At 64.9% G+C, this 18,307-nt stretch carries 21 protein-coding genes; 6 read left to right on the top strand and 15 right to left on the bottom strand.

What is annotated here, in order from left to right; genetic code table 11:
- Nucleotides 1-32 precede the first annotated feature (32 nt).
- Together I6F12_RS02120 and I6F12_RS02115 are read left to right on the top strand one after the other, a co-directional pair.
- Nucleotides 33-290, top strand: coding sequence for a hypothetical protein (locus I6F12_RS02120; protein ID WP_036029986.1), 258 nt, complete (start codon nucleotides 33-35; stop codon nucleotides 288-290).
- A gap of 95 nt (nucleotides 291-385) precedes the next feature.
- Nucleotides 386-628, top strand: coding sequence for a hypothetical protein (locus I6F12_RS02115; protein WP_036003915.1), 243 nt, complete (start codon nucleotides 386-388; stop codon nucleotides 626-628).
- Nucleotides 629-704: 76 nt separating this feature from the next.
- On the opposite strand, the gene I6F12_RS02110 is transcribed toward I6F12_RS02115, so the two are convergent.
- The gene (locus I6F12_RS02110) at nucleotides 705-926 is read right to left on the bottom strand and encodes a hypothetical protein (RefSeq protein ID WP_036003912.1); all 222 of its coding nucleotides are present in this window, start codon (nucleotides 924-926) and stop codon (nucleotides 705-707) included.
- A 115-nt stretch (nucleotides 927-1,041) separates the two neighbouring features.
- Between I6F12_RS02110 and I6F12_RS02105 the strand changes: the two genes are divergently transcribed.
- Both I6F12_RS02105 and I6F12_RS02100 read left to right on the top strand, forming a co-directional pair.
- Nucleotides 1,042-1,236, top strand: coding sequence for a DUF3072 domain-containing protein (locus tag I6F12_RS02105; protein ID WP_036003909.1), 195 nt, complete (start codon nucleotides 1,042-1,044; stop codon nucleotides 1,234-1,236).
- A gap of 90 nt (nucleotides 1,237-1,326) precedes the next feature.
- Nucleotides 1,327-1,656: a DUF6496 domain-containing protein gene (locus tag I6F12_RS02100; RefSeq protein ID WP_225155396.1), complete on the top strand. Its 330-nt coding sequence runs from the start codon at nucleotides 1,327-1,329 to the stop codon at nucleotides 1,654-1,656.
- A gap of 6 nt (nucleotides 1,657-1,662) precedes the next feature.
- On the opposite strand, the gene I6F12_RS02095 is transcribed toward I6F12_RS02100, so the two are convergent.
- Together I6F12_RS02095 and I6F12_RS02090 are read right to left on the bottom strand one after the other, a co-directional pair.
- Nucleotides 1,663-2,025 (bottom strand): hypothetical protein, encoded by a 363-nt coding sequence (locus tag I6F12_RS02095; protein ID WP_036003965.1) that lies wholly within the window; start codon nucleotides 2,023-2,025, stop codon nucleotides 1,663-1,665.
- A 269-nt stretch (nucleotides 2,026-2,294) separates the two neighbouring features.
- Nucleotides 2,295-3,848 (bottom strand): Do family serine endopeptidase, encoded by a 1,554-nt coding sequence (locus I6F12_RS02090; RefSeq protein ID WP_225112616.1) that lies wholly within the window; start codon nucleotides 3,846-3,848, stop codon nucleotides 2,295-2,297.
- Nucleotides 3,849-4,053: 205 nt separating this feature from the next.
- On the opposite strand from I6F12_RS02090, the gene I6F12_RS02085 reads away from it, so the two are divergent.
- Complete coding sequence (locus I6F12_RS02085; protein ID WP_225155395.1) at nucleotides 4,054-4,887, top strand: universal stress protein; 834 nt, start codon at nucleotides 4,054-4,056, stop codon at nucleotides 4,885-4,887.
- Nucleotides 4,888-4,905: 18 nt separating this feature from the next.
- On the opposite strand, the gene I6F12_RS02080 is transcribed toward I6F12_RS02085, so the two are convergent.
- The 10 genes from I6F12_RS02080 to I6F12_RS02035 form a co-directional block, all read right to left on the bottom strand.
- Entirely contained in the window at nucleotides 4,906-5,118 is a 213-nt protein-coding gene (locus tag I6F12_RS02080) for a hypothetical protein (protein ID WP_036003891.1), read from the bottom strand.
- A 168-nt stretch (nucleotides 5,119-5,286) separates the two neighbouring features.
- Nucleotides 5,287-7,143: an EAL domain-containing protein gene (locus I6F12_RS02075; RefSeq protein ID WP_225155394.1), complete on the bottom strand. Its 1,857-nt coding sequence runs from the start codon at nucleotides 7,141-7,143 to the stop codon at nucleotides 5,287-5,289.
- A gap of 253 nt (nucleotides 7,144-7,396) precedes the next feature.
- Nucleotides 7,397-8,134, bottom strand: coding sequence for a ribulose-phosphate 3-epimerase (gene rpe, locus I6F12_RS02070; protein WP_225155393.1), 738 nt, complete (start codon nucleotides 8,132-8,134; stop codon nucleotides 7,397-7,399).
- Nucleotides 8,131-9,063 carry a CbbX protein gene (gene cbbX / locus I6F12_RS02065; RefSeq protein WP_036038198.1) on the bottom strand — a complete coding sequence of 311 codons (933 nt, stop codon included), beginning with the start codon at nucleotides 9,061-9,063 and terminating at the stop codon, nucleotides 8,131-8,133. Before cbbX ends, rpe begins: the two co-directional genes overlap by 4 nt.
- Nucleotides 9,064-9,162: 99 nt before the next feature.
- Nucleotides 9,163-9,570 (bottom strand): ribulose bisphosphate carboxylase small subunit, encoded by a 408-nt coding sequence (locus I6F12_RS02060; RefSeq protein ID WP_036030009.1) that lies wholly within the window; start codon nucleotides 9,568-9,570, stop codon nucleotides 9,163-9,165.
- 11 nt (nucleotides 9,571-9,581) lie between these two features.
- Nucleotides 9,582-11,042 carry a form I ribulose bisphosphate carboxylase large subunit gene (locus I6F12_RS02055; RefSeq protein ID WP_036003865.1) on the bottom strand — a complete coding sequence of 487 codons (1,461 nt, stop codon included), beginning with the start codon at nucleotides 11,040-11,042 and terminating at the stop codon, nucleotides 9,582-9,584.
- 38 nt (nucleotides 11,043-11,080) lie between these two features.
- Nucleotides 11,081-12,166 (bottom strand): class II fructose-bisphosphate aldolase, encoded by a 1,086-nt coding sequence (gene fba / locus I6F12_RS02050; protein ID WP_036030012.1) that lies wholly within the window; start codon nucleotides 12,164-12,166, stop codon nucleotides 11,081-11,083.
- Nucleotides 12,167-12,178: 12 nt separating this feature from the next.
- Nucleotides 12,179-14,197, bottom strand: a complete 2,019-nt coding sequence (tkt, locus tag I6F12_RS02045) for a transketolase (protein WP_225127586.1) — start codon at nucleotides 14,195-14,197, stop codon at nucleotides 12,179-12,181.
- A gap of 16 nt (nucleotides 14,198-14,213) precedes the next feature.
- A complete protein-coding gene (locus tag I6F12_RS02040) occupies nucleotides 14,214-15,089 on the bottom strand; it encodes a phosphoribulokinase (protein WP_036003856.1) in 876 nt (291 codons plus the stop codon).
- A 12-nt stretch (nucleotides 15,090-15,101) separates the two neighbouring features.
- Nucleotides 15,102-16,139 carry a class 1 fructose-bisphosphatase gene (locus tag I6F12_RS02035; RefSeq protein WP_057027006.1) on the bottom strand — a complete coding sequence of 346 codons (1,038 nt, stop codon included), beginning with the start codon at nucleotides 16,137-16,139 and terminating at the stop codon, nucleotides 15,102-15,104.
- A 119-nt stretch (nucleotides 16,140-16,258) separates the two neighbouring features.
- Here I6F12_RS02035 and I6F12_RS02030 point away from each other — a divergent pair, with 119 nt between their 5' ends.
- Nucleotides 16,259-17,236: a LysR family transcriptional regulator gene (locus I6F12_RS02030; RefSeq protein ID WP_036038207.1), complete on the top strand. Its 978-nt coding sequence runs from the start codon at nucleotides 16,259-16,261 to the stop codon at nucleotides 17,234-17,236.
- A 236-nt stretch (nucleotides 17,237-17,472) separates the two neighbouring features.
- Here the strand turns inward: I6F12_RS02030 and I6F12_RS02025 are convergent, their stop codons facing one another.
- Both I6F12_RS02025 and I6F12_RS02020 read right to left on the bottom strand, forming a co-directional pair.
- Nucleotides 17,473-17,670: a hypothetical protein gene (locus I6F12_RS02025; RefSeq protein WP_157286986.1), complete on the bottom strand. Its 198-nt coding sequence runs from the start codon at nucleotides 17,668-17,670 to the stop codon at nucleotides 17,473-17,475.
- 129 nt (nucleotides 17,671-17,799) lie between these two features.
- On the bottom strand, nucleotides 17,800-18,219 hold the full coding sequence (locus I6F12_RS02020; protein WP_036003874.1) for a hypothetical protein: 420 nt from the start codon (nucleotides 18,217-18,219) through the stop codon (nucleotides 17,800-17,802).
- Between the last annotated feature and the right edge of the window lie 88 nt (nucleotides 18,220-18,307).

The raw sequence follows: 18,307 nt of genomic DNA, 5'->3' as shown, positions 1-18,307 counted from the left end.
CGCGTTGGCGTGGCAGTTCGGGATGCCGTCCCATGCGCACCAAGAAGTCGTCTGAGCTGATCTCTGCCAGCGGCCTTATCAAGCTGATGACGCATGCAATGATGGGCGCAGCGCTCGGCCTCATTTTCAGCCTCACGCTCGTCCTGTCCAATCCAGCCGTCGCCAACCTGCTGAACAATGGCGGAAGCCAGGCCGCGATGGTCTTCGCCCTCACCTTGGTGACGACCTTCGCGATCGGCGCGACGCTCACCGGCGCCGTGTTCATCCTGGCCGAGGACAAGCAAACTTGAAGCGTGGGTGACGCACGGAAGATACTTCGCCGGGAACTCCCTGCCGCGACGCGCGGTTTGTGCCTGCGTCAATTTAACTCAGGGAGTTTCCCCGCGTGAAGACGACCAAGCTCGCTCTCGCCGTAATATTGGCAACCGGCCTTGCCGCCGCGCCGTTTGCCGCCCAGGCCAAATCGCACAAGACTAAGCATGGATCCTCGATGTCGTCGGCACAGACCACCGGCGCCAACACCAAGTCCTCCAAGGGCGCTGATCCGTCCGGCCAAGGCGGCGCCGGTCCCGGCTCTGATCAGGGCGGCACCATGACCAACAAGGGCGGCATGACCGACACCAAATAGGCGCTCCCTGGAATCATGAAGGGCTCCGCATTGCGGAACCCTTTGTCTTCTATCTTTGGTTCGGCACTCGGCCTTCTCAGCGGCGCTCGGCTGCGCGCGCGGAGTTGCCGCCTGTCTTCACGGCACGAAGCCGCACCCGGTCGCGGACGTTCGGCAGTACGTCGCTGCCGCCGGCAGCCTTCCATTCGGCGATCAAGAGATTGATCTTCCGGCGCAAGTCCATCTGCGCCAGGGCTCTTTCCGTGCAGTCGTGATCGCGCTCGACGAGGTCGCGCACCGACGCCTCGACGTCGGCCATCTCAAGCCTCAAGGCTCTGATTTTACGTCGAATTTCATTAATTCTGTTGTCCATGCCTTGTTAGAACAAAATAAGAACATATAGTCAAGTCACGATTTCAGGACGGAGACGCCAGATGCAGGTTCAAGGTAAATACGACGCCAGATTTTTCCTGGGCGAGCAGATGACGCGGGCGCAGGGCCTCAAGCTGAAGCGGCTCAGCGAAGAGGCCTATCAGCCCGGCCAATATGCGCGGGATCTGTCCTTCACCGAGGCCGCCCGGCGCATCCAGGTGCTGGAAGCGGAGATCGAGCTGGCAAACTCCTTCTAGAGCATCGCATCGCGCTTTAGGCCTGCGCCGTTCCACGCTCCCGGAACCATGGCTGTGCAGAATGGTTCTCCCCGCCGAGGGAGAATATGCATGGCACGCAAGGCAAAAAAGCGCCGCTACTCGCGCAGCTCGGGCAGCGATGTCGCCACCGAGATGCGGCGTTACAAGAAGGGCACCGCGAAGAGCGGCCGTGGCGGGCGCGGCGGCCGCGTCAAGAACCGCAAGCAGGCCATCGCGATCGGACTGTCGAAGGCACGCAAGAAGGGCAAGAAGGTCCCGAAGAAGGCTTCGAAGCGCAAGAGCGCCAAAAAGACGTCCAAGAAGACGTCCAAGAAAGCATCCAAGAAAACGTCCGGGACGTCGTCCAAGAAATCGTCGAACAAGAAATCATCGAAGCGCAAATCCAAGCGGTCGCGCTGACCCGCCTCAGATCATGCTCCCCGGCATGAAGCAGCGGATCGAAATCCCGAACGCAGTCTTGACCGGCCACACCATCGTGCGGCCGGCCCGGTTGGGCTCGGTGATGACGGCCTCATCCGGCACATCGATCCACTGTCCGTCGATGCGGACACGGTAGCGCCCGTTGTGCGACTCCCAGTCGAGATCGGCAAGGGCGAAACCGTCCGCGTCCGAGCAGCACGGACCGAGATGGCTGCGCAAACTGTCGAACCATGGCTTCAGAGGAGAATTCGCGTAGCGGCCGTCGTCGCGCCCGAGCGCGTTTCCCCCCGAGAGCACCAATGGCGCCACGAGCAGCGCACTCCTGAGCGAGAGCTTCAATCGATCCATGTCGGCACCGATCACTTGTGAACCACCGGCGAGTTCCGCAAAGCGCCGGGAGGCTCGAAGTTCCACGCTTGCAACCCCTCTCAGCGGCCACGTTGGCGCAGAGGACCGAGGCGCCCTGCGAGTGTGATCAGCGAACACGGCTTTTTCGGACGCACCAGGTCATCATCCCTGCCGTTAACGAGAATGTGACCGGCCTGGTGCGGACGTGACGTGTGTGCAAAAGGCGGCCCGAAGGCCGCCTTCCTGGATTGGTAAGGGTCGAGTTGACGTTATGCGAGTGGCACCGCAACGAAGCGGGTGGCCTCCGCGCTTCTGACCTGAAGCAGCACGCTGCGCTTGCCCGACGATTTGGCCTGCGCCAGCTCGGAGCGCACCTCGCCGACATTGCTGACAGCCTTGCCGCCGACATTGAGGATGACGTCGCCGGTCCGGATGCCGCGTTGCGCGGCCGGGCCTTGCGGATCAACCTCGGTGACGACGACGCCGTTCTGGCCTGCGCCCTGGACGTCACCGGCGGGCGCCAGGCTGAGGCCGAGGCGCGGCGTGCCGGCACCCGGCTGTCCGCTGCCCTCGTCGGCATTGCCACTGCCATTGCCCTTGGCCTGCCGCTCGTTCGGCAACTCGCCGAGCGCCAGCGTCACCGTCTTGCTGTCGCCCTTGCGGAAGACATCGAGCTTCACGGACGTGCCCGGCGTCAAGCCGGCGATGGTGCGGGCGAGGTCGCGGGAGTCCTTGATCGTGGTGCCGTTGACGGCGGTGATGACATCGCCCGCCTGGATGCCGGCCTTCGCCGCCGGGCTGCCATCCTGCGGATTGTCGACGATCGCGCCGCGCGCCTCCTTGAGCCCGAGGCTGTCGGCGATATCCGACGTCACCGGCTGCACCTGCACGCCGAGCCAGCCCCGGGTGACCGCGCCCTTGTCCTTCAATTGCGCGACGACGAGCTTGGCGGTCGAAGCCGGGATATCGAAGCCGATGCCGACCGAGCCGCCCGAGGGCGAGAAGATCGCAGTGTTCACGCCGATCACGTTGCCGTTCATGTCGAAGGCCGGACCGCCGGAATTACCCTTGTTGATCGGCGCGTCGATCTGGATGAAGTCGTCATAGGGACCGTTGCCGATGTCGCGGCCGCTGGCCGAGACGATGCCGGCGGTCACGGTGCCGCCAAGACCGAAGGGATTGCCGACCGCGACCACCCAGTCGCCAATGCGCGGCTTCTGGTCGGAGAACTTGACGAACGGAAAGTCCTTCTTGCCGTCGACCTTGATCAGCGCGAGATCTGTCTTCGGATCGGTGCCGACCACTTTCGCGGTGTAGGTCGTGCCGTCGTCCATCGTCACCTGCACGGACTCGGCGCGATCGACGACGTGATTGTTGGTCACGGCATAGCCGTCGGCGGAGATGAAAAAGCCGGAGCCTTCGCCCGTGATCATCTGGTGGCGCTGGCGCGGCATGCCGTTCGCGCCGCCCGGAAAGCGGAAACCGAACTGTCGCGAGAACTGGTCGAACGGCGTGTCCTCGTCCGAATCCATCCGGTTCTGCTGCAGCATCGCGCTCTTGTCGTTGTCCTGATCGATTTTGACCCGCACCGAGATCACAGCGGGTTTGACCCTGCTGACGAGATCGCCGAAGCCGGGCGGCGTCGCGGCGGCTTCGGCCGCCTGAGCCGGCGCAATCAAGGAGTTGATGCCGTACGGCGAGGCGCCTGGCGCAACTGCCAGGGCGGCCACGCCCAGCGCGGCCACGGTGCCGAGCAGCGCGAGCCGCCGCGGCCGCAAGATCTTGCGAGACGTGGTGATGTCGGAATTGACGCGATCGTTCATGTCGAAATGTCCATGTTGAGCAGGTGTCGCCTTGCCCGCAACATGGTCGCTGCCACCTTACGGCGTCCCGTCCGTCCGATTAAATCTCGGCAAAGAATGGATGAGCGGTCGCAGCAGGCAATCCGGACGTTTGATACAGCTCAACGCGCCGCCTTCGCGCAGTGAAAAACTGCGACCATCGGATGATGCTCAGCGGAGGCGCGCCATGTACAAAGACATTCTCGTCCACATTCCCACCGAACGTCCCATGCGTCCCGCGATCGAGGGCTCGGTCTCGCTCGCGGCGAAGCTCAACGCGCATCTCGACGCGGTCGCGGTCGGCTATGTCGCCACCAGTACGGCTTACGTCATGGAAGGCGGCGCGGCGGTGGCGGCCGTGTTCGAGCTGGAGCGCGAGCGCGCCGTGGAGCGGGCCGAGGCGGCGCTCGCGGTATTCAAGAGCGAGGCGGCGAACGCCGGCATCGCCTATACCTGCCACGCACTCGGCGCGATCCCGGCAGATGCCGCCGGCTCGCTCGGCGAGATGGCACGGCTGCACGACCTCAGCGTCGTGCTCCAGCCCGATCCGGCGCAAGGCTCGTTCGACGACATGCCGAGCGAGATCCTGTTCCGCGCGGGCGGCCCGGTGCTGTTCCTGCCCTACACTTTCCGCGGAGCCTTCAAGGCGAACCGGATCGGCATCTGCTGGGATGGTAGCCGCCTCGCTGCCCGCGCCGTGCGCGACGCAACGACGTTCCTGGCGCGCGCCGCCGAGATCGTGATCATCACGGTGAACGAGACCGAGGCGGTCTCCGGCGAAGCCTCAGCGAGCGGTCTGGCCAGACATCTGGGCCGGCGCGGATTATCGACCCGCACAGTCAGCCTGACCGCCACGCGCGCCGACATTCAGCCGACGATCCTGTCGCTGGCGGCCGACGAGAGTCTCGATCTCCTGGTGATGGGCGGCTACGGCCATTCGCGGTTGCAGGAACGCTTTCTCGGGGGCGTCACCCGCGCCATGCTGGAAGCCATGACGGTCCCGACGCTGATGTCGCATTGATGAGCCGGCTTGGCGCCGTCACGCCGCGACGGGAGCTTCCCATGTCGTGGGCGCGGCGGCGTCCTTGTCGCGATGCACATTGCACGCGTCGAAGTGCGCCTTGAGCTCGATTTCGGCAAGATGTTCGAAATGTTCGGCCTGGCCGAGGAGTTCCCAGTTCTGGAGCGGCCGGTAGGCCGCCTGCTGACGGCAGAGGGACGCCAGCGCCCGGTAGCGACGTACGTTCTCCATGAGACCCTCCCTCGCGTTCACCGGCTTATTGCCCTGATTTGCGTCAGGCCGATGGCGTTTATGCAAAACATTTGCTGCGCGCTCAACGCGCCTGAACCAAGTTAATTTTCGAGAAGTGCCGGTAAGGATTTTAGTTCCAAACGTCCGCTCGGAACTTTGTGCCCAGTGCTAGGCGTAGAGGCGGCGCTCCACGGCGACGCCCACCAGGTCGAGATAGCGCTCGATCAAGTCGGGACGGCCGACGAGATAGCCTTGCATCTCCTCGCAGGCCTCGCGGGCCAAGAAGGCACGTTGGGCTTCCGTCTCCACCCCCTCGGCAATGACCGGGATCTTCAGCGCGTGCGCCAGGCTCAGGACGGCGCGGACAATCTCGGCCGATTGCGGCGTCGCCTCCAGGTTGGAGATGAAACTGCGGTCGATCTTGATCTTGTCGAACGGGAACGACTGCAGATACGACAGCGAGGAATAGCCGGTGCCGAAATCATCCATGGCGATGCGGATGCCGAGCGCCTTCAGCCGCCGCAGCAGGTTGAGCGCGCGGGTGAAATCGCCGATCAGCACGCCCTCCGTGATCTCGACCTCGAGCCGCGTCGGCGTCAATCCCGTCTCCAACAGGATCTGATGGATCGAGCGCTCGAGATCGCCCGCCTGAAACTGGACCGGCGACAGATTGACCGCGACCTGCAACGGCCGCGGCCAGGATGCCGCCTCACGGCACGCCTCGCGCAGCACCCATTCACCGATCTCGACGATCAGCCCGTTCTCCTCGGCGAGCGGAATGAACTGGTCCGGCGGCACGAAGCCCCGCGTCGGGTGATTCCATCGCAGCAGCGCCTCGAAGCCGATGACCTCGCCATCCACCCGCGCCTGCGGCTGGAAATAGACGAGGAGCTGGTTCTGCTCCAGCGCCTGCCGCAGGTCGTGCTGCAACAGCCTGCGATCGCGCAGCTCCTGGTCCATCTCGGATTCGAAGCAGCGGACTCGGCTCCTGCCCTCGCGCTTGGCGCGGTAGAGAGCCGAGTCGGCGTTGGCGAGCAGCGTCGCCGCGTTCACGCCATCGTCGGGATAGAACGCGATGCCGACGCTGAGGCCCACGTGGGAGAGATAGTCGTCGACCTCGAGCTCCTTGCCGATCGTCTCGACCAGGCGTTCGGCCAGCGCCAGAACGTCCTCACGGTTGGCGTTGTCGGGCATCAGGATCATGAACTCGTCGCCGCCGATGCGGGCGACGAAGGCGCCTTCGGCTTCCGCGGCAAGCCGGTCGGCGGCCGCCCGCATCAGCATGTCGCCGACGGGGTGACCGAACACGTCGTTGACCTCCTTGAAGCGGTCGAGATCGAGGCTCAGCACAGCGAAACTGGTCGATGCCTCCTGCGCCCGCTCCAGCCGTTCGTCGAGCGCCGCGTTGAAGGCGTTGCGGTTCGGCAGGTCCGTGAGCGCATCATGATGCGCAAGATGGCTGATCCGCTGCCGGGTGGTGACACGCTCCGTGACATCCTCGATTACGCCGACCAGATATTGCGGATCCCCGTTGCCATCCGTGATCAGCATCTTGCGTGAATTGACTACCCGGTCGCGGCCCTTGACGCCGACTTCGAGCAGATGCTCCTCCAGAACCATCGGCATGCCGCTGGCCGCGACGCGTCTATCCTGCTCGTTGACCACGCGGGCCACGTCAGCCGGGAAGATCTGCTCGGGCGTTCGGCCCAGCATCTGTTCGCGCGGCATGCCGTAATAGTCTTCTCCGGCGCGGTTGAGCAGGATGTAGCGCGAACTCTCCGCACATTTCGCGAAGACGGCGATCGGAATGTTTTCGATGATTGTGTCGAGGAACTCGCGAGTCCTCAGCAGATCCTGCTCGACCTCGTCGCGCGTTTGCGCGCGTACTTCGATCATCCGCTGACGCTCGCGATCACCGGCCTCGTAAGCCGCACTGACGAACTTGCCCAGCTTGACGACATCGACCTGTCCGGTGGCATCGGTGGCGCAGCGGAGCTGCTCGGCGAACAGGCGATGCATGCTCATGCCATCACGTTGCGCCGCGTGCGGGCTTCATGCCGCAGTTTCCGTCGTTACGCATCCGCGCTCTCATAACGTCCCTAAACCACAGATTGAGACGCTAGGCATTGCGCGGTCGTTAATAGATTGTCCTTCTCCGGTGCGTTGGTTACCCCGGACTGAATGAGCCGATCGATTTTGGACGGCATGCTCCGTAGAGATCCGGAGAAAGTGGCGCGCCTTGACACACCGGAGCCACGGCGGCGGGCTGATCCGTAATCTACCGGATGAGCGCACTTTCTTCGGCCCGCTTCGCGGGCGGGGAACTATCTTGCAGCTTCGGAACCCGGCCGGTCTCCGCGGCGATGCGAATAGCCGCGATATTGGCGGCATATTCGCCAGCGCTCTTGCCGCGAAACACGGCGGAGCCCGCGACCAGCGTGTCGGCACCCGCTGCAGCCACGGCCGCGGCATTGTCGCACGTGACACCGCCGTCGACCTCGAGCCGGATCGGCCGCCCGCCGATCATGGTCCTGATCCGCCTGATCTTGTCGATCTGCGATGCGATGAAGGATTGGCCGCCAAAGCCCGGATTGACCGTCATCACCAGCACGAGATCGATACGATCGAGCACATACTCGATCACCGCTTCCGGGGTCGACGGACAAAGGCTGACGCCAGCCTTGCTGCCGAGCGAGCGGATCGCCTGGAGCGAGCGGTCGAGATGCGCCCCCGCTTCGGCGTGCACCGTGATGATGTCCGCTCCGGCCTTTGCGAACGCCTCGAGATAGGGATCTGTCGGCGCGATCATCAAATGCACGTCGAACGGCTTCTTCGAATAGGGACGGACCGCCTTGATGACGTCGGCACCGAAACTGATGTTCGGCACGAAGTGTCCGTCCATGACGTCGCAATGGATCCAGTCGGCCCCAGCGGCGTCGATCGCGGCGACCTCCTCGCCGAGACGCGCGAAATCCGCGGCGAGGATCGATGGAGCGATCATGATCTCCTTCGTCATGGCACTGCACTCCGCGCATCCGCACCGCCGCTGAAGACTCGGCTCGCCAAGACGTCCATGGCATCGATGGTTTCGAGGTCGGCGACATCGAGCATGCGATCGAGATCGGACACCAGCCGATCGGCCTGCCGCAGGCGGATGCGGTCGACGGCGTTGCGGATCGAGCGCGCATTGGAGAAGAACGGCTGGATCCGGCGCAGCGCGATGTATTTCTCGAACGCCTCGCGCGCCGCAGCCGAGAAGCGGTAGCCGCGCTCCTTCAGCATCAGCTCGGCGATAACGAGCAGCTCGGCCTCTGCATAGTCAGGGAATTCGATGTGGTGGGCGATCCGCGACCGGAAGCCGGGATTGGAGGCGAAGAATTTCGTCATCCGCTCGCCATAGCCGGCGAGGATCACGACGAGGTCCTCGCGCTGGTTCTCCATCACCTGGAGCAGGATCTCGATCGATTCCTGACCATAGTCGCGCTCGTTGTCGGGACGATGCAGATAATAGGCCTCGTCGATGAACAGCACGCCGCCCATCGCCTTTTTCAGGATCTCCTTGGTCTTCGGCGCGGTGTGGCCGATATACTGGCCGACGAGATCGTCGCGCGTCACCGAGATCACCTGCCCGCGCCGCACGAAGCCGAGCCCGTGCAGGATCCTGGCCATGCGCAGCGCCACGGTGGTCTTGCCTGTTCCAGGATTGCCGGTGAACGACATGTGCAGCGTCGGCGGCGCGGAGGCGAGGCCGGCACGCTGCCGGATGCGCTCGATCAGCAACAGCGAGGCGATCTGGCGCACGCGATTCTTGACCGGCTTGAGTCCGATCAGCTCCTGATCGAGCTGTAGCAGCGTCTCGGTGATTCCGGCGGCTTCAGCCTCCTTGCGGAGATCGAAATGGGTCTCGCTGTGTTCGGTCGTGGTTGCGTGGGGGACATCGAGCATGGCTACCCTCGAAGAAAAGAGCTTCGCCGCGAGCGAGGCGGCGAAGCAGTGGTCCGCCAGGATGCGGAGCAGGGAGAGCTCCGCGCGGAAGCGGATGACTCAAGCTGGCGCGTGCGCGGCCGGCTTTCGAACCGTGGTGTAGCGGACCGCACGGCCGCCGACCTCCTGCCGCACCAGCTCGAACTCCGTTTCTTGCTTCGGCCGGTTGACCAGGAAGGAGATCCGCACCGATTCCCAGCCGTGGCTGGCATCGAAGCCGCTGATGCGGATGTAGCTGTTACCATAGACCCTGCGGCACTCGGCGAGCTCCATCATCACGCCGGCAGCGTCCTGGAGATCGAACATCGGCAGGCCCCACATCTCCCAATAGGTGTTTCGGGGATGCGGATCGTCGGTGAACTCGATGTTCACCGCCCAGCCATTGGCGAGGCAATACTGCACCTGGCTGGTGATCTGCTCGTCGGTCAGATCCGGCAGGTACGAGAAGCAGCCCTGGGTGATCTTCATCTCAAATCTCCTCAGACGGTTTCCAGCGCGGTCGGCACGAAGTCCGGCGTGTCGGTGGATTGATAGTTGAAAGTGACATCCTTCCAGACCTCGAGCGCGGCCTTCAGCGGCGTGCAGGTCTGGGCCGCCTTGGCCAAAATCTCCGGGCCCTCGTGGACATAGTCGCGGCCCTCGTTGCGGGCGAGGATCATCGCTTCCAGCGCCACGCGGTTGGCGGTCGCGCCGGCCGCAATGCCCATGGGATGACCGATCGTGCCGCCGCCGAACTGCAGCACGACGTCCTCGCCTAACAGGTCGAGCAGCTGGTGCATCTGCCCGGCATGGATGCCGCCGGAGGCTACCGGCATCATCTTGTTGAGGCTCGCCCAGGACTGGTCGAAGAACAGGCCATGCTCGAGCTTGGTCGGATTGAAGTCCTCGCGACAGACGTCGTAATAGCCGCGCGTGGTGTTGGGATCGCCTTCGAGCTTGCCGACCACAGTACCGGCGTGGATGTGGTCTACGCCGGCGAGCCGCATCCATTTGGCGATGACGCGGAACGACACGCCATGGCTCTTCTGCCGCGTATAGGTGGAGTGGCCGGCGCGATGCAGATGCAGGATCATGTCGTTGCGCCGCGCCCATTTGGCCATGGACTGGATCGCAGTGTAACCGATCACGAGGTCGATCATCACGATCACCGAGCCGAGCTCCTTTGCGAACTCGGCGCGCTCGTACATGTCCTCCATGGTGGCCGCGGTGACGTTCAGGTAGGTGCCCTTCACCTCGCCGGAAGCGGCCTGCGCGCGGTTCACCGCCTCCATGCAATAGAGGAATCGATCGCGCCAATGCATGAAGGGCTGCGAGTTGATGTTCTCGTCGTCCTTGGTGAAGTCGAGCCCGCCCTTCAGCGCCTCATAGACCACACGGCCGTAATTGCGGCCGGACAGACCGAGCTTCGGCTTCACCGTCGCGCCGAGCAGCGGCCGGCCGAACTTGTCGAGCCGCTCGCGCTCCACCACGATGCCGGTCGCCGGTCCCTGGAACGTCTTCACATAGGCGACGGGAAAGCGCATGTCCTCGAGTCGCAGCGCCTTCAGCGGCTTGAAGCCGAACACGTTGCCGATGATCGAGGCCGAGAGGTTGGCGATCGAGCCCGGCTCGAACAGGTCGAGATCATAGGCGATGTAGGCGAAATACGAGCCGGGTGAGCCCGGAACGGGATCGACGCGATAGCACTTGGCGCGATACTTCTCGGCCGCCGTCAGGCGATCGGTCCACACCACCGTCCAGGTCGCGGTCGAGGATTCGCCGGCAACCGCAGCAGAGGCCTCGATCGGGTCGACGCCCTCCTGCGGCGTCACGCGGAACAGCGCGATGACGTCGGTGTCCTTCGGCGTGTAATCGGGCTCCCAATAGCCCATGCGCTTGTATTCCATCACGCCGGAGCGATAGCGCTCTTTGCCGCGGACCGTGCCTGCATGTGCGTTCATGTCTCTCTCCTGCTCTTTTCTCTGCTCTTTCTGATTGGCTAAGCGGCAACCGGCTCGCGGGCGTCGATGCGCGGATCGAGCTCGCCGGCGCGATAGCGCCGCGCCATCTCGCTCATTGGAATGACCTTGATCTTGCTGGCGTGGCCTGCGGTACCGAACTGCTCGAACCGCTCGCGGCACAATTCGCGCATTGCGTCCATCGCCGGCTTCAGGAACTTGCGCGGATCGAATTCGGAGCGCGCTTCCGCCGCCACCTTCCGGAACACCGCGGTCATCGCCAGCCGGCAATCGGTGTCGATATTGACCTTGCGCACGCCGCTTCGGATGCCGCGAACGATCTCCTCGACCGGCACGCCCCAGGTCTGCGGCATCTCGCCGCCGAACTGGTTGAACATGTCCTGGAGCGGCTGCGGCACCGAGGACGAGCCGTGCATGACCAGATGCGTGTTCGGCAGCCGGCGGTGGATCTCCTCGACCACCCGCATCGCCAGGATATCGCCGTCGGGCTTGCGGCTGAACTTGTAGGCGCCGTGCGAGGTGCCCATCGCGATCGCGAGCGCATCGACCTTGGTTGCACGGACGAAGTCGACGGCCTGGTCCGGATCGGTCAAGAGCTGATCGTGGCCGACCTTGCCCTCGACGCCGTGACCATCCTCCTGCTCGCCGCCGCCGTGCTCGAGCGAACCGAGCACGCCGAGCTCGCCTTCGACGGACGCGCCGACCCAATGAGCGAGATCGACGACGCGGCGCGTGATCGCGACGTTATAGTCATAGTCGGCCGCCGTCTTGGCGTCGGCTTTGAGCGAGCCATCCATCATGACGGAGGTGAAGCCATGGGCGATGGCCGAGGCGCAGGTCGCTTCGTCATTGCCGTGGTCCTGGTGCATGCAGAGCGGAATGTCGGGATAGGTCCGCTCCAGCGCGTCGATCATGTGCGAAAGCATGAGATCGCCGGCATAGCTGCGCGCGCCGCGCGAGGCCTGGATGATGACCGGCGCATCGACCGCGGCCGCCGCCTGCATGATCGCGATGCCCTGCTCCATGTTGTTGATGTTGAACGCCGGCACGGCGTAGCCGTGGCTGGCAGCGTGATCGAGCAATTGGCGGAGAGTAATACGGGCCAAGATTCGTCCTCCTTATTGGCTCTTGCGGGCCATCGCCCGGCGAGCCGCTTCCGCAATGCTTTGCGGTGTGATGCCGAATTCACGGTACAGCACCGGCGCTGGCGCCGAGGCGCCGAAACCGCGCATGCCGACGAATTCACCGTCGGCGCCGATCCAGCGATGCCAGTCGCCGGCGACAGCGGCCTCGACACCGACACGCGGCGCGGTGCCGAGCACCGAGGCGCGGTAATCCTCCGGCTGCTCCTCGAACAGTGCGAAACACGGCGCCGAGACCACGGCGGCGCGAACGTGCTCGGTCGCGAGCAGGCGGGCCGCTTCCAGCGCGATCGAGACTTCCGAGCCGGTTGCGATGAGCGTCACGTCACGGCCGCCGTCCGGCGAGACGACGAGATAGGCACCGTTCGCGACGCGGTTTCTGCCGCGCCCATCGCTGCGGAATGTCGGCAAGGCCTGCCGCGACAGGCATAGCACTGAGGGGCGATGCTCCGCCGCAAGCGCGCAATCCCAGGCCTCCAGCGTCTCCACGGCATCGGCGGGGCGGAACACGAGCAGGTTCGGAATGACGCGGAGCGCGGCCAGATGCTCGACCGGCTGGTGCGTCGGACCATCCTCGCCAAGGCCGATGGAATCGTGCGTCATCACGTGGATGACGCGCAGCCGCATCAAGGCTGCAAGTCGGATCGCCGGCCGGCTGTAGTCGGAGAACGCCAGGAACGTGCCGCCATAGGGGATGAAGCCGCCATGCAGCGCCAGGCCGTTCATCGCTGCGGCCATGCCGTGCTCGCGGATGCCATAGTGGATGTAGTCGCCGGCGAACGCACCGCTCTTGACCGGCGCCTGCGCCTTGGCATGCGTCAGGTTCGAATGGGTGAGGTCCGCGGAGCCGCCGACCAGGCCGGGAATTGTTCCTGCGATTCCCTCGAGCACCTGTTGCGAGGCCTGCCGCGTCGCCAGCTTCGGCCGCTCGGATGCAAAGTGCTCACGCAATTTCGCCGCGGCCAGCGCATAGGCGGCGGGCAGAGCCGCGGCTTTGCCCTCGACGAACAGGTCGCGCTGCTCCGGCGTCGCACCTTCGTAACGATCGAGCCAGGCGAGGCGGTCGACCTGCCCGCGCTGCCCGATCATCCGCCAAGCCTTGAGCACCGGGATCGGCACCACGAAAGGCTGATAGTCCCAACCCAGCGTCCGCCGCGCCGCTGCCGTCTGCTCGGTGCCGAGCGGCGCGCCATGCACTTTCTCGGTGCCCTGTCTATCAGGCGCGCCATAGCCGATGATTGTGCGACAGGCGATCAGCGACGGCTTCGCGGTCTCCCGCTCCTCCGCTATCGCCTGCGCCACCGCTTCGGGATCATGTCCGTCGACGCGGCGCACCGACCAGCCGGAGGCAGCGAAGCGCGCGAGCTGGTCGTCCGATGTCGCCAACGAGGTCGGACCGTCGATGGAGATGCCGTTGTCGTCGAACAGCACGATCAGCCGGCCGAGCCCGAGATGACCGGCCAGCGAGATCGCCTCATGGCTGAGGCCTTCCATCAGGCAGCCATCGCCCGCGATAACATAGGTGAAGTGATCGACGAGCCCATCGCCATGCCGCGCATTCGCCATCCGCTCGGCGAGCGCCATGCCGACCGCGGTCGCAATGCCCTGGCCCAGCGGTCCCGTCGTGGTCTCGACACCAGCCGTGTGGCCATATTCGGGGTGGCCCGGCGTCTTCGAGCCCCACTGGCGAAAGGCCTTGATGTCGTCGAGGCTGATATCGCCGCCGGTGAGATGCAGCAGCGCATAGAGCAGCATCGAGCCGTGCCCTGCCGACAGCACGAAGCGGTCGCGGTCGGGCCAGTTCGGATGCGCCGAGTCGAACTTCAGGAAGCGCGAGAACAGCACAGTCGCGACGTCGGCCATGCCCATGGGCAGCCCGGGATGGCCTGACTGCGCTGCCTCGATGGCGTCGACCGCGAGGAAGCGGACGGCATTGGCGAGATCGTTGTGCGTGACCGCATTGAGGTCGGCTTCGGCATGGACGGAGATGTTCATCGGAGTCTCTCCCTGTTCACTTCAGGCTGCGCTTGCGCTCGATCAGCTGCATGATCAGCGGCGTCAGGATCAGCTGCATGGCCAGGTCCAGCTTCGCGCCCGGGCACACGATCGAATTGGCGCGCGACATCCAGCTCTGCGGCAGCATCGAGAGCAGATAGGGGAAGTCGATACCGCGCGGATTCTTGAAGCGGATCACCACCATCGATTCGTCCGGCGTCGGGATCCAGCGCGCGATGAATGGATTGGAGGTGTCCACGGTCGGGACGCGCTGGAAGTTGATGTCGGTCTCGGTGAATTGCGGGCAGATGTAGTGGATGTAGTCGGGCATCCGCCGCAGGATGGTGTCGGTGACCGCCTCGGTCGAATAGCCGCGTGCGCTGCGGTCGCGGTGCAGCTTCTGGATCCATTCGAGGTTGATGACGGGCACGACGCCGATCTTGAGGTCGGCATAGCGCGCGACGTTCACCTTATCGGTGACTACGGCGCCGTGCAGGCCCTCGTAGAACAGAAGGTCCGAATCCTCCGGCAGCTGCTTCCAGTCGGTGAAGGTGCCTGGTGCCGCGCCATGCAGCGCCGATTCCTCGGCGTCGTGGACGTAGTGCCGCGTCACCGCGGTGCCGGTCTCGCCGTAGTCGCGGAAGGCGCGTTCCAGCTCCTCGAACAAATTGGTCTCGGGGCTGAAATGGCTGAAGTGCTTGTTGCCGCGCTCGGCCTCCTTCGCCATCTGCGCACGCATCTCGGCACGGTCGTAGCGGTGGAAGGCGTCGCCCTCGATGTAGACGGCGTTGACCTTCTCGCGGAAAAAGATCTGCTCGAAGGTCTTCTTGACGGAGGTGGTGCCGGCGCCGGAGGAGCCGGTGATGGAGATGATCGGATGCTTCCTGGACATCGGACGCCTCGCTCAGAGCCGGAAGAATCCGCGCCGCGCGAACAGCGGCGCCGAGACGCTGGCAACCAGCAGCGGATCGCAATGCAGCTCCTCGACGCGCCGCACCTCGTTGCTCGAGCCCATGATCAGCGGCACGCGCTGGTGCAGGCTCTGCGCCGATAGATCGAGGATGCGCTCGCGCCCGGTCGAGGCCGAGCCGCCGGCCTGCTCGATGATCATCGCCATCGGGTGTGCTTCGTAGGTCAGGCGTAGGCGGCCGTCGCCGTAGCCGGGCCGCGCATCGGAAGGGTAGAGAAACACGCCGCCACGGGTGAGGATGCGATAGGCCTCCGCGACCAGCGACCCGATCCAGCGCATGTTGAAATCGTGGTTGGCGGGCCCGTCGACGCCGGCGAGGCATTCGTCGATGAAGGCGCGCACCGGCGGATCCCAATGCCGGCGGTTCGAGGCGTTGATCGCGAACTCCTCGCAGGCTTCGGCGATCTGCACGCCGCTGCGCGCGAAGCGGAAGCAGCCCGCCTTGCGATCGAGCGTGAAGATGTCGACGCCGTCGCCGAGCGTCAGCACCAGCGAGGTCTGCGGGCCGTAGGTGACGAAGCCCGCCGCGAGCTGCGCCGAGCCGCGCTGCTGAAAGGCGAGTGAGAGATCATCGGGGGCCGGCAGGATCGAGAAGATCGTGCCGACGGTCATGTTGATGTCGATGTTGGAGGAGCCGTCGAGCGGATCGATCGCGATGCAGATTCGCCCCTGACGATCGACGATCTGGGCCTCACGCATCTCCTCCGACGCCAGCGCCGCGATCGGCAGCCGGCCGAGGCAGCGGCGCAGGATCGCGTCCGCCTGGACGTCGAGGTCGCGTTGGAGATCGCCGTCGCTGTTGCGCCCGGTGGTCAGGCCCGAGGCGTCGGCGAGATCGCCGCTGGCGATGAGATCGGCAATCTCGATCGCTGCGGCCGCGATGGCATCGACCGCGGCTGCCACGGCTAACGCATGCGGCGCGGTCTCGGAATACCGTTGAAGGTGGTCGTCCAGCCTGAGTTGCCCGGTCATCTGCGTCCATCCCCTTGCCGGTGCCGCAACCATTCCCTCCTGGTGGAGGCAGGTCACGGTCAGTGCCGGCATTCAGGAGATTGACAGGAGCGGCTTAATAAGGAAAATTTCTAATCATAATGAGCCTCAAAGAATTTTCTTATAATGGCGCCGGCCATGCAGCGGCCCAGCTCCGGCATCTGACGATCCGGCAGCTGCGCTCGCTTGCGGCGCTCTCGGCCAAAGGCAGCGTGACGGCGGCGTCGAGCCATCTCGGGCTGACCCAGCCGGCCGTGACCCAGCAGCTGCGGCAGCTGCAGGACCTGGCCGGCCTGCCCCTGGTGCAGCGAACCGGCGACGGCATGCTGCTGACGGAAGCCGGCAGGGAGGTGCTGGCGCTGGCCGAACGGGTCGAAGCCGCGATCACCGATTGCCAGGGCGCGCTCGACCTGCTCGCGGGGCGGACCGGCGGCACCGTGCATCTCGGCGCGGTCTCGACCGCGAAATATTTCGTGCCGCACGCGATCGCGGCGTTCTCCAAGCGCTACCCCAAGATCGAGATCAAGCTGACCATCGGCAATCGCGAGGAGATCCGCGAGGCCATGCACGGCTACGACCTCGACTTCGCGGTAATGGGTCGGCCACCGGCCGACGTCACCGTCGACGTCCGCCAGCTCGGGCGCAACCCGCACATCATCGTCGCGCGCAAGGGCCATTGGCTGGAGAAGGATTCCGGCCTCAGCCTGACCGATCTCGTGCACGAGACCTTCCTCACCCGCGAGCCCGGCTCGGGCACGCGGACGCTGATGGAGGGCATGTTCCAGAAATCGGATCTCGAGCCGATCATCGGCATGGAGATGAGCAGCAACGAGACCATCAAGCAGGCGGTCATCGCCGGGCTCGGCATCGCCTTCATCTCGGCTCACACCGTGGCGCATGAGCTCGCCGAGGGCCGGCTCGTCGTGCTCGACGTCGCGGGCCTGCCGATCGTGCGGCAATGGTACGTGATCCGCCGCAGCGACAAGGTGCTGCTGCCGCCCGCGCAGGCGATGTTCGATTTCCTCGGCTCGGAAGGCTCGAATTATCTGCCTGATTTGCCCGAGCTAGGCGGACGATAGCTGCCTTCGCTCAGCTCATCAGCTTCATGGCGAGCGTCGCCGCCAGCACCACGATGATCTGGAGCAGGCGCTCCGTCGTGAAGATGCGGTTGAAGGTGGTCATCGCGTGCCCCGGCCGACGTGAAGAAGAATCTCTCGGCCGTTGCTAGCATAGAAGGATGCGGAGACAACTCCGTATTTGCCCGTGGCGGTCGCGCCTTCGGCGAGCCGGTTCAGGGCGCGCCGATGGCCGGCGATCAGGCCGCGAGCGGGGCGGCGTGGTCCGTGCGCGAGGCGAAATAGGCTTCCAGCTCCGACAGCGCCCGCGCCTCCCACTCGCTCGCCTGCTCCAGCAGCGACCAGCTCTGGCCCGGGCGGAACGCTGCGGTCTGGCGATAGAGCGATGCGATGCCGCGGTAGCGGCGCACGTTCTCCAGGATGGCGTGACCGTTCATGTCCGAAAACTCCCTCGTCATTCCCGCGGGAGAAACTGCGGCCAAATCTTTTTCGAAAAGTTAGCGGCGCGCGGCAAGTTCGCGGATGGTTGCCGGACTGTTGCTCGGGCGCAACGCGCGCGGCGCGATCTATTGCGGATTCGTTGCCGCGCTCTCGCCCGAAGGCTTCAGCCCGCCGCTTCTGACGATTGTCATCGTCGCGCGGCAGAGATCGGCAAGGCCGATCAGGAGGACGGCAAGAAGACAGAACAGGTTGATGGAATCGGCATGCGCGCTGGTCAGCGCATTGAGCTCGAAGAACGGCGGTATGAACGCCCACCACACCAGCGGCACGGTGAGCAGCGCGGCGAATGCCGCCGCCGGTGCACCCGCCATCAGCGCAAGCACGAACAGGCCGGGCAGGAACGCTGCGAAATAGAACTTTGCGCCGAGCAGGACGCAGATGCCCTGAACCACGGCCGAGACCGCGACGACGGCGAGCCCGAGCAGAAACGCCCCCCACGACCATGGCCGTACCCGCCGTGCGCCAAACAGCCCCGCACGTTTCATCAGCATCCCCCTGCCGCCCGTTAACCAGGTGCGTTGCGACGAAAGTACTACAACCGCAACCAATCCGCGAGATGGAAATTGCGTCATC

The organism is Bradyrhizobium sp. IC4059, assembly GCF_020193615.1.
GTDB classification, from domain to species: domain Bacteria; phylum Pseudomonadota; class Alphaproteobacteria; order Rhizobiales; family Xanthobacteraceae; genus Bradyrhizobium; species Bradyrhizobium yuanmingense.
Note: the sequence above shows the minus strand (reverse complement) of the source record. Positions and strands in the feature narration are given on the sequence as shown.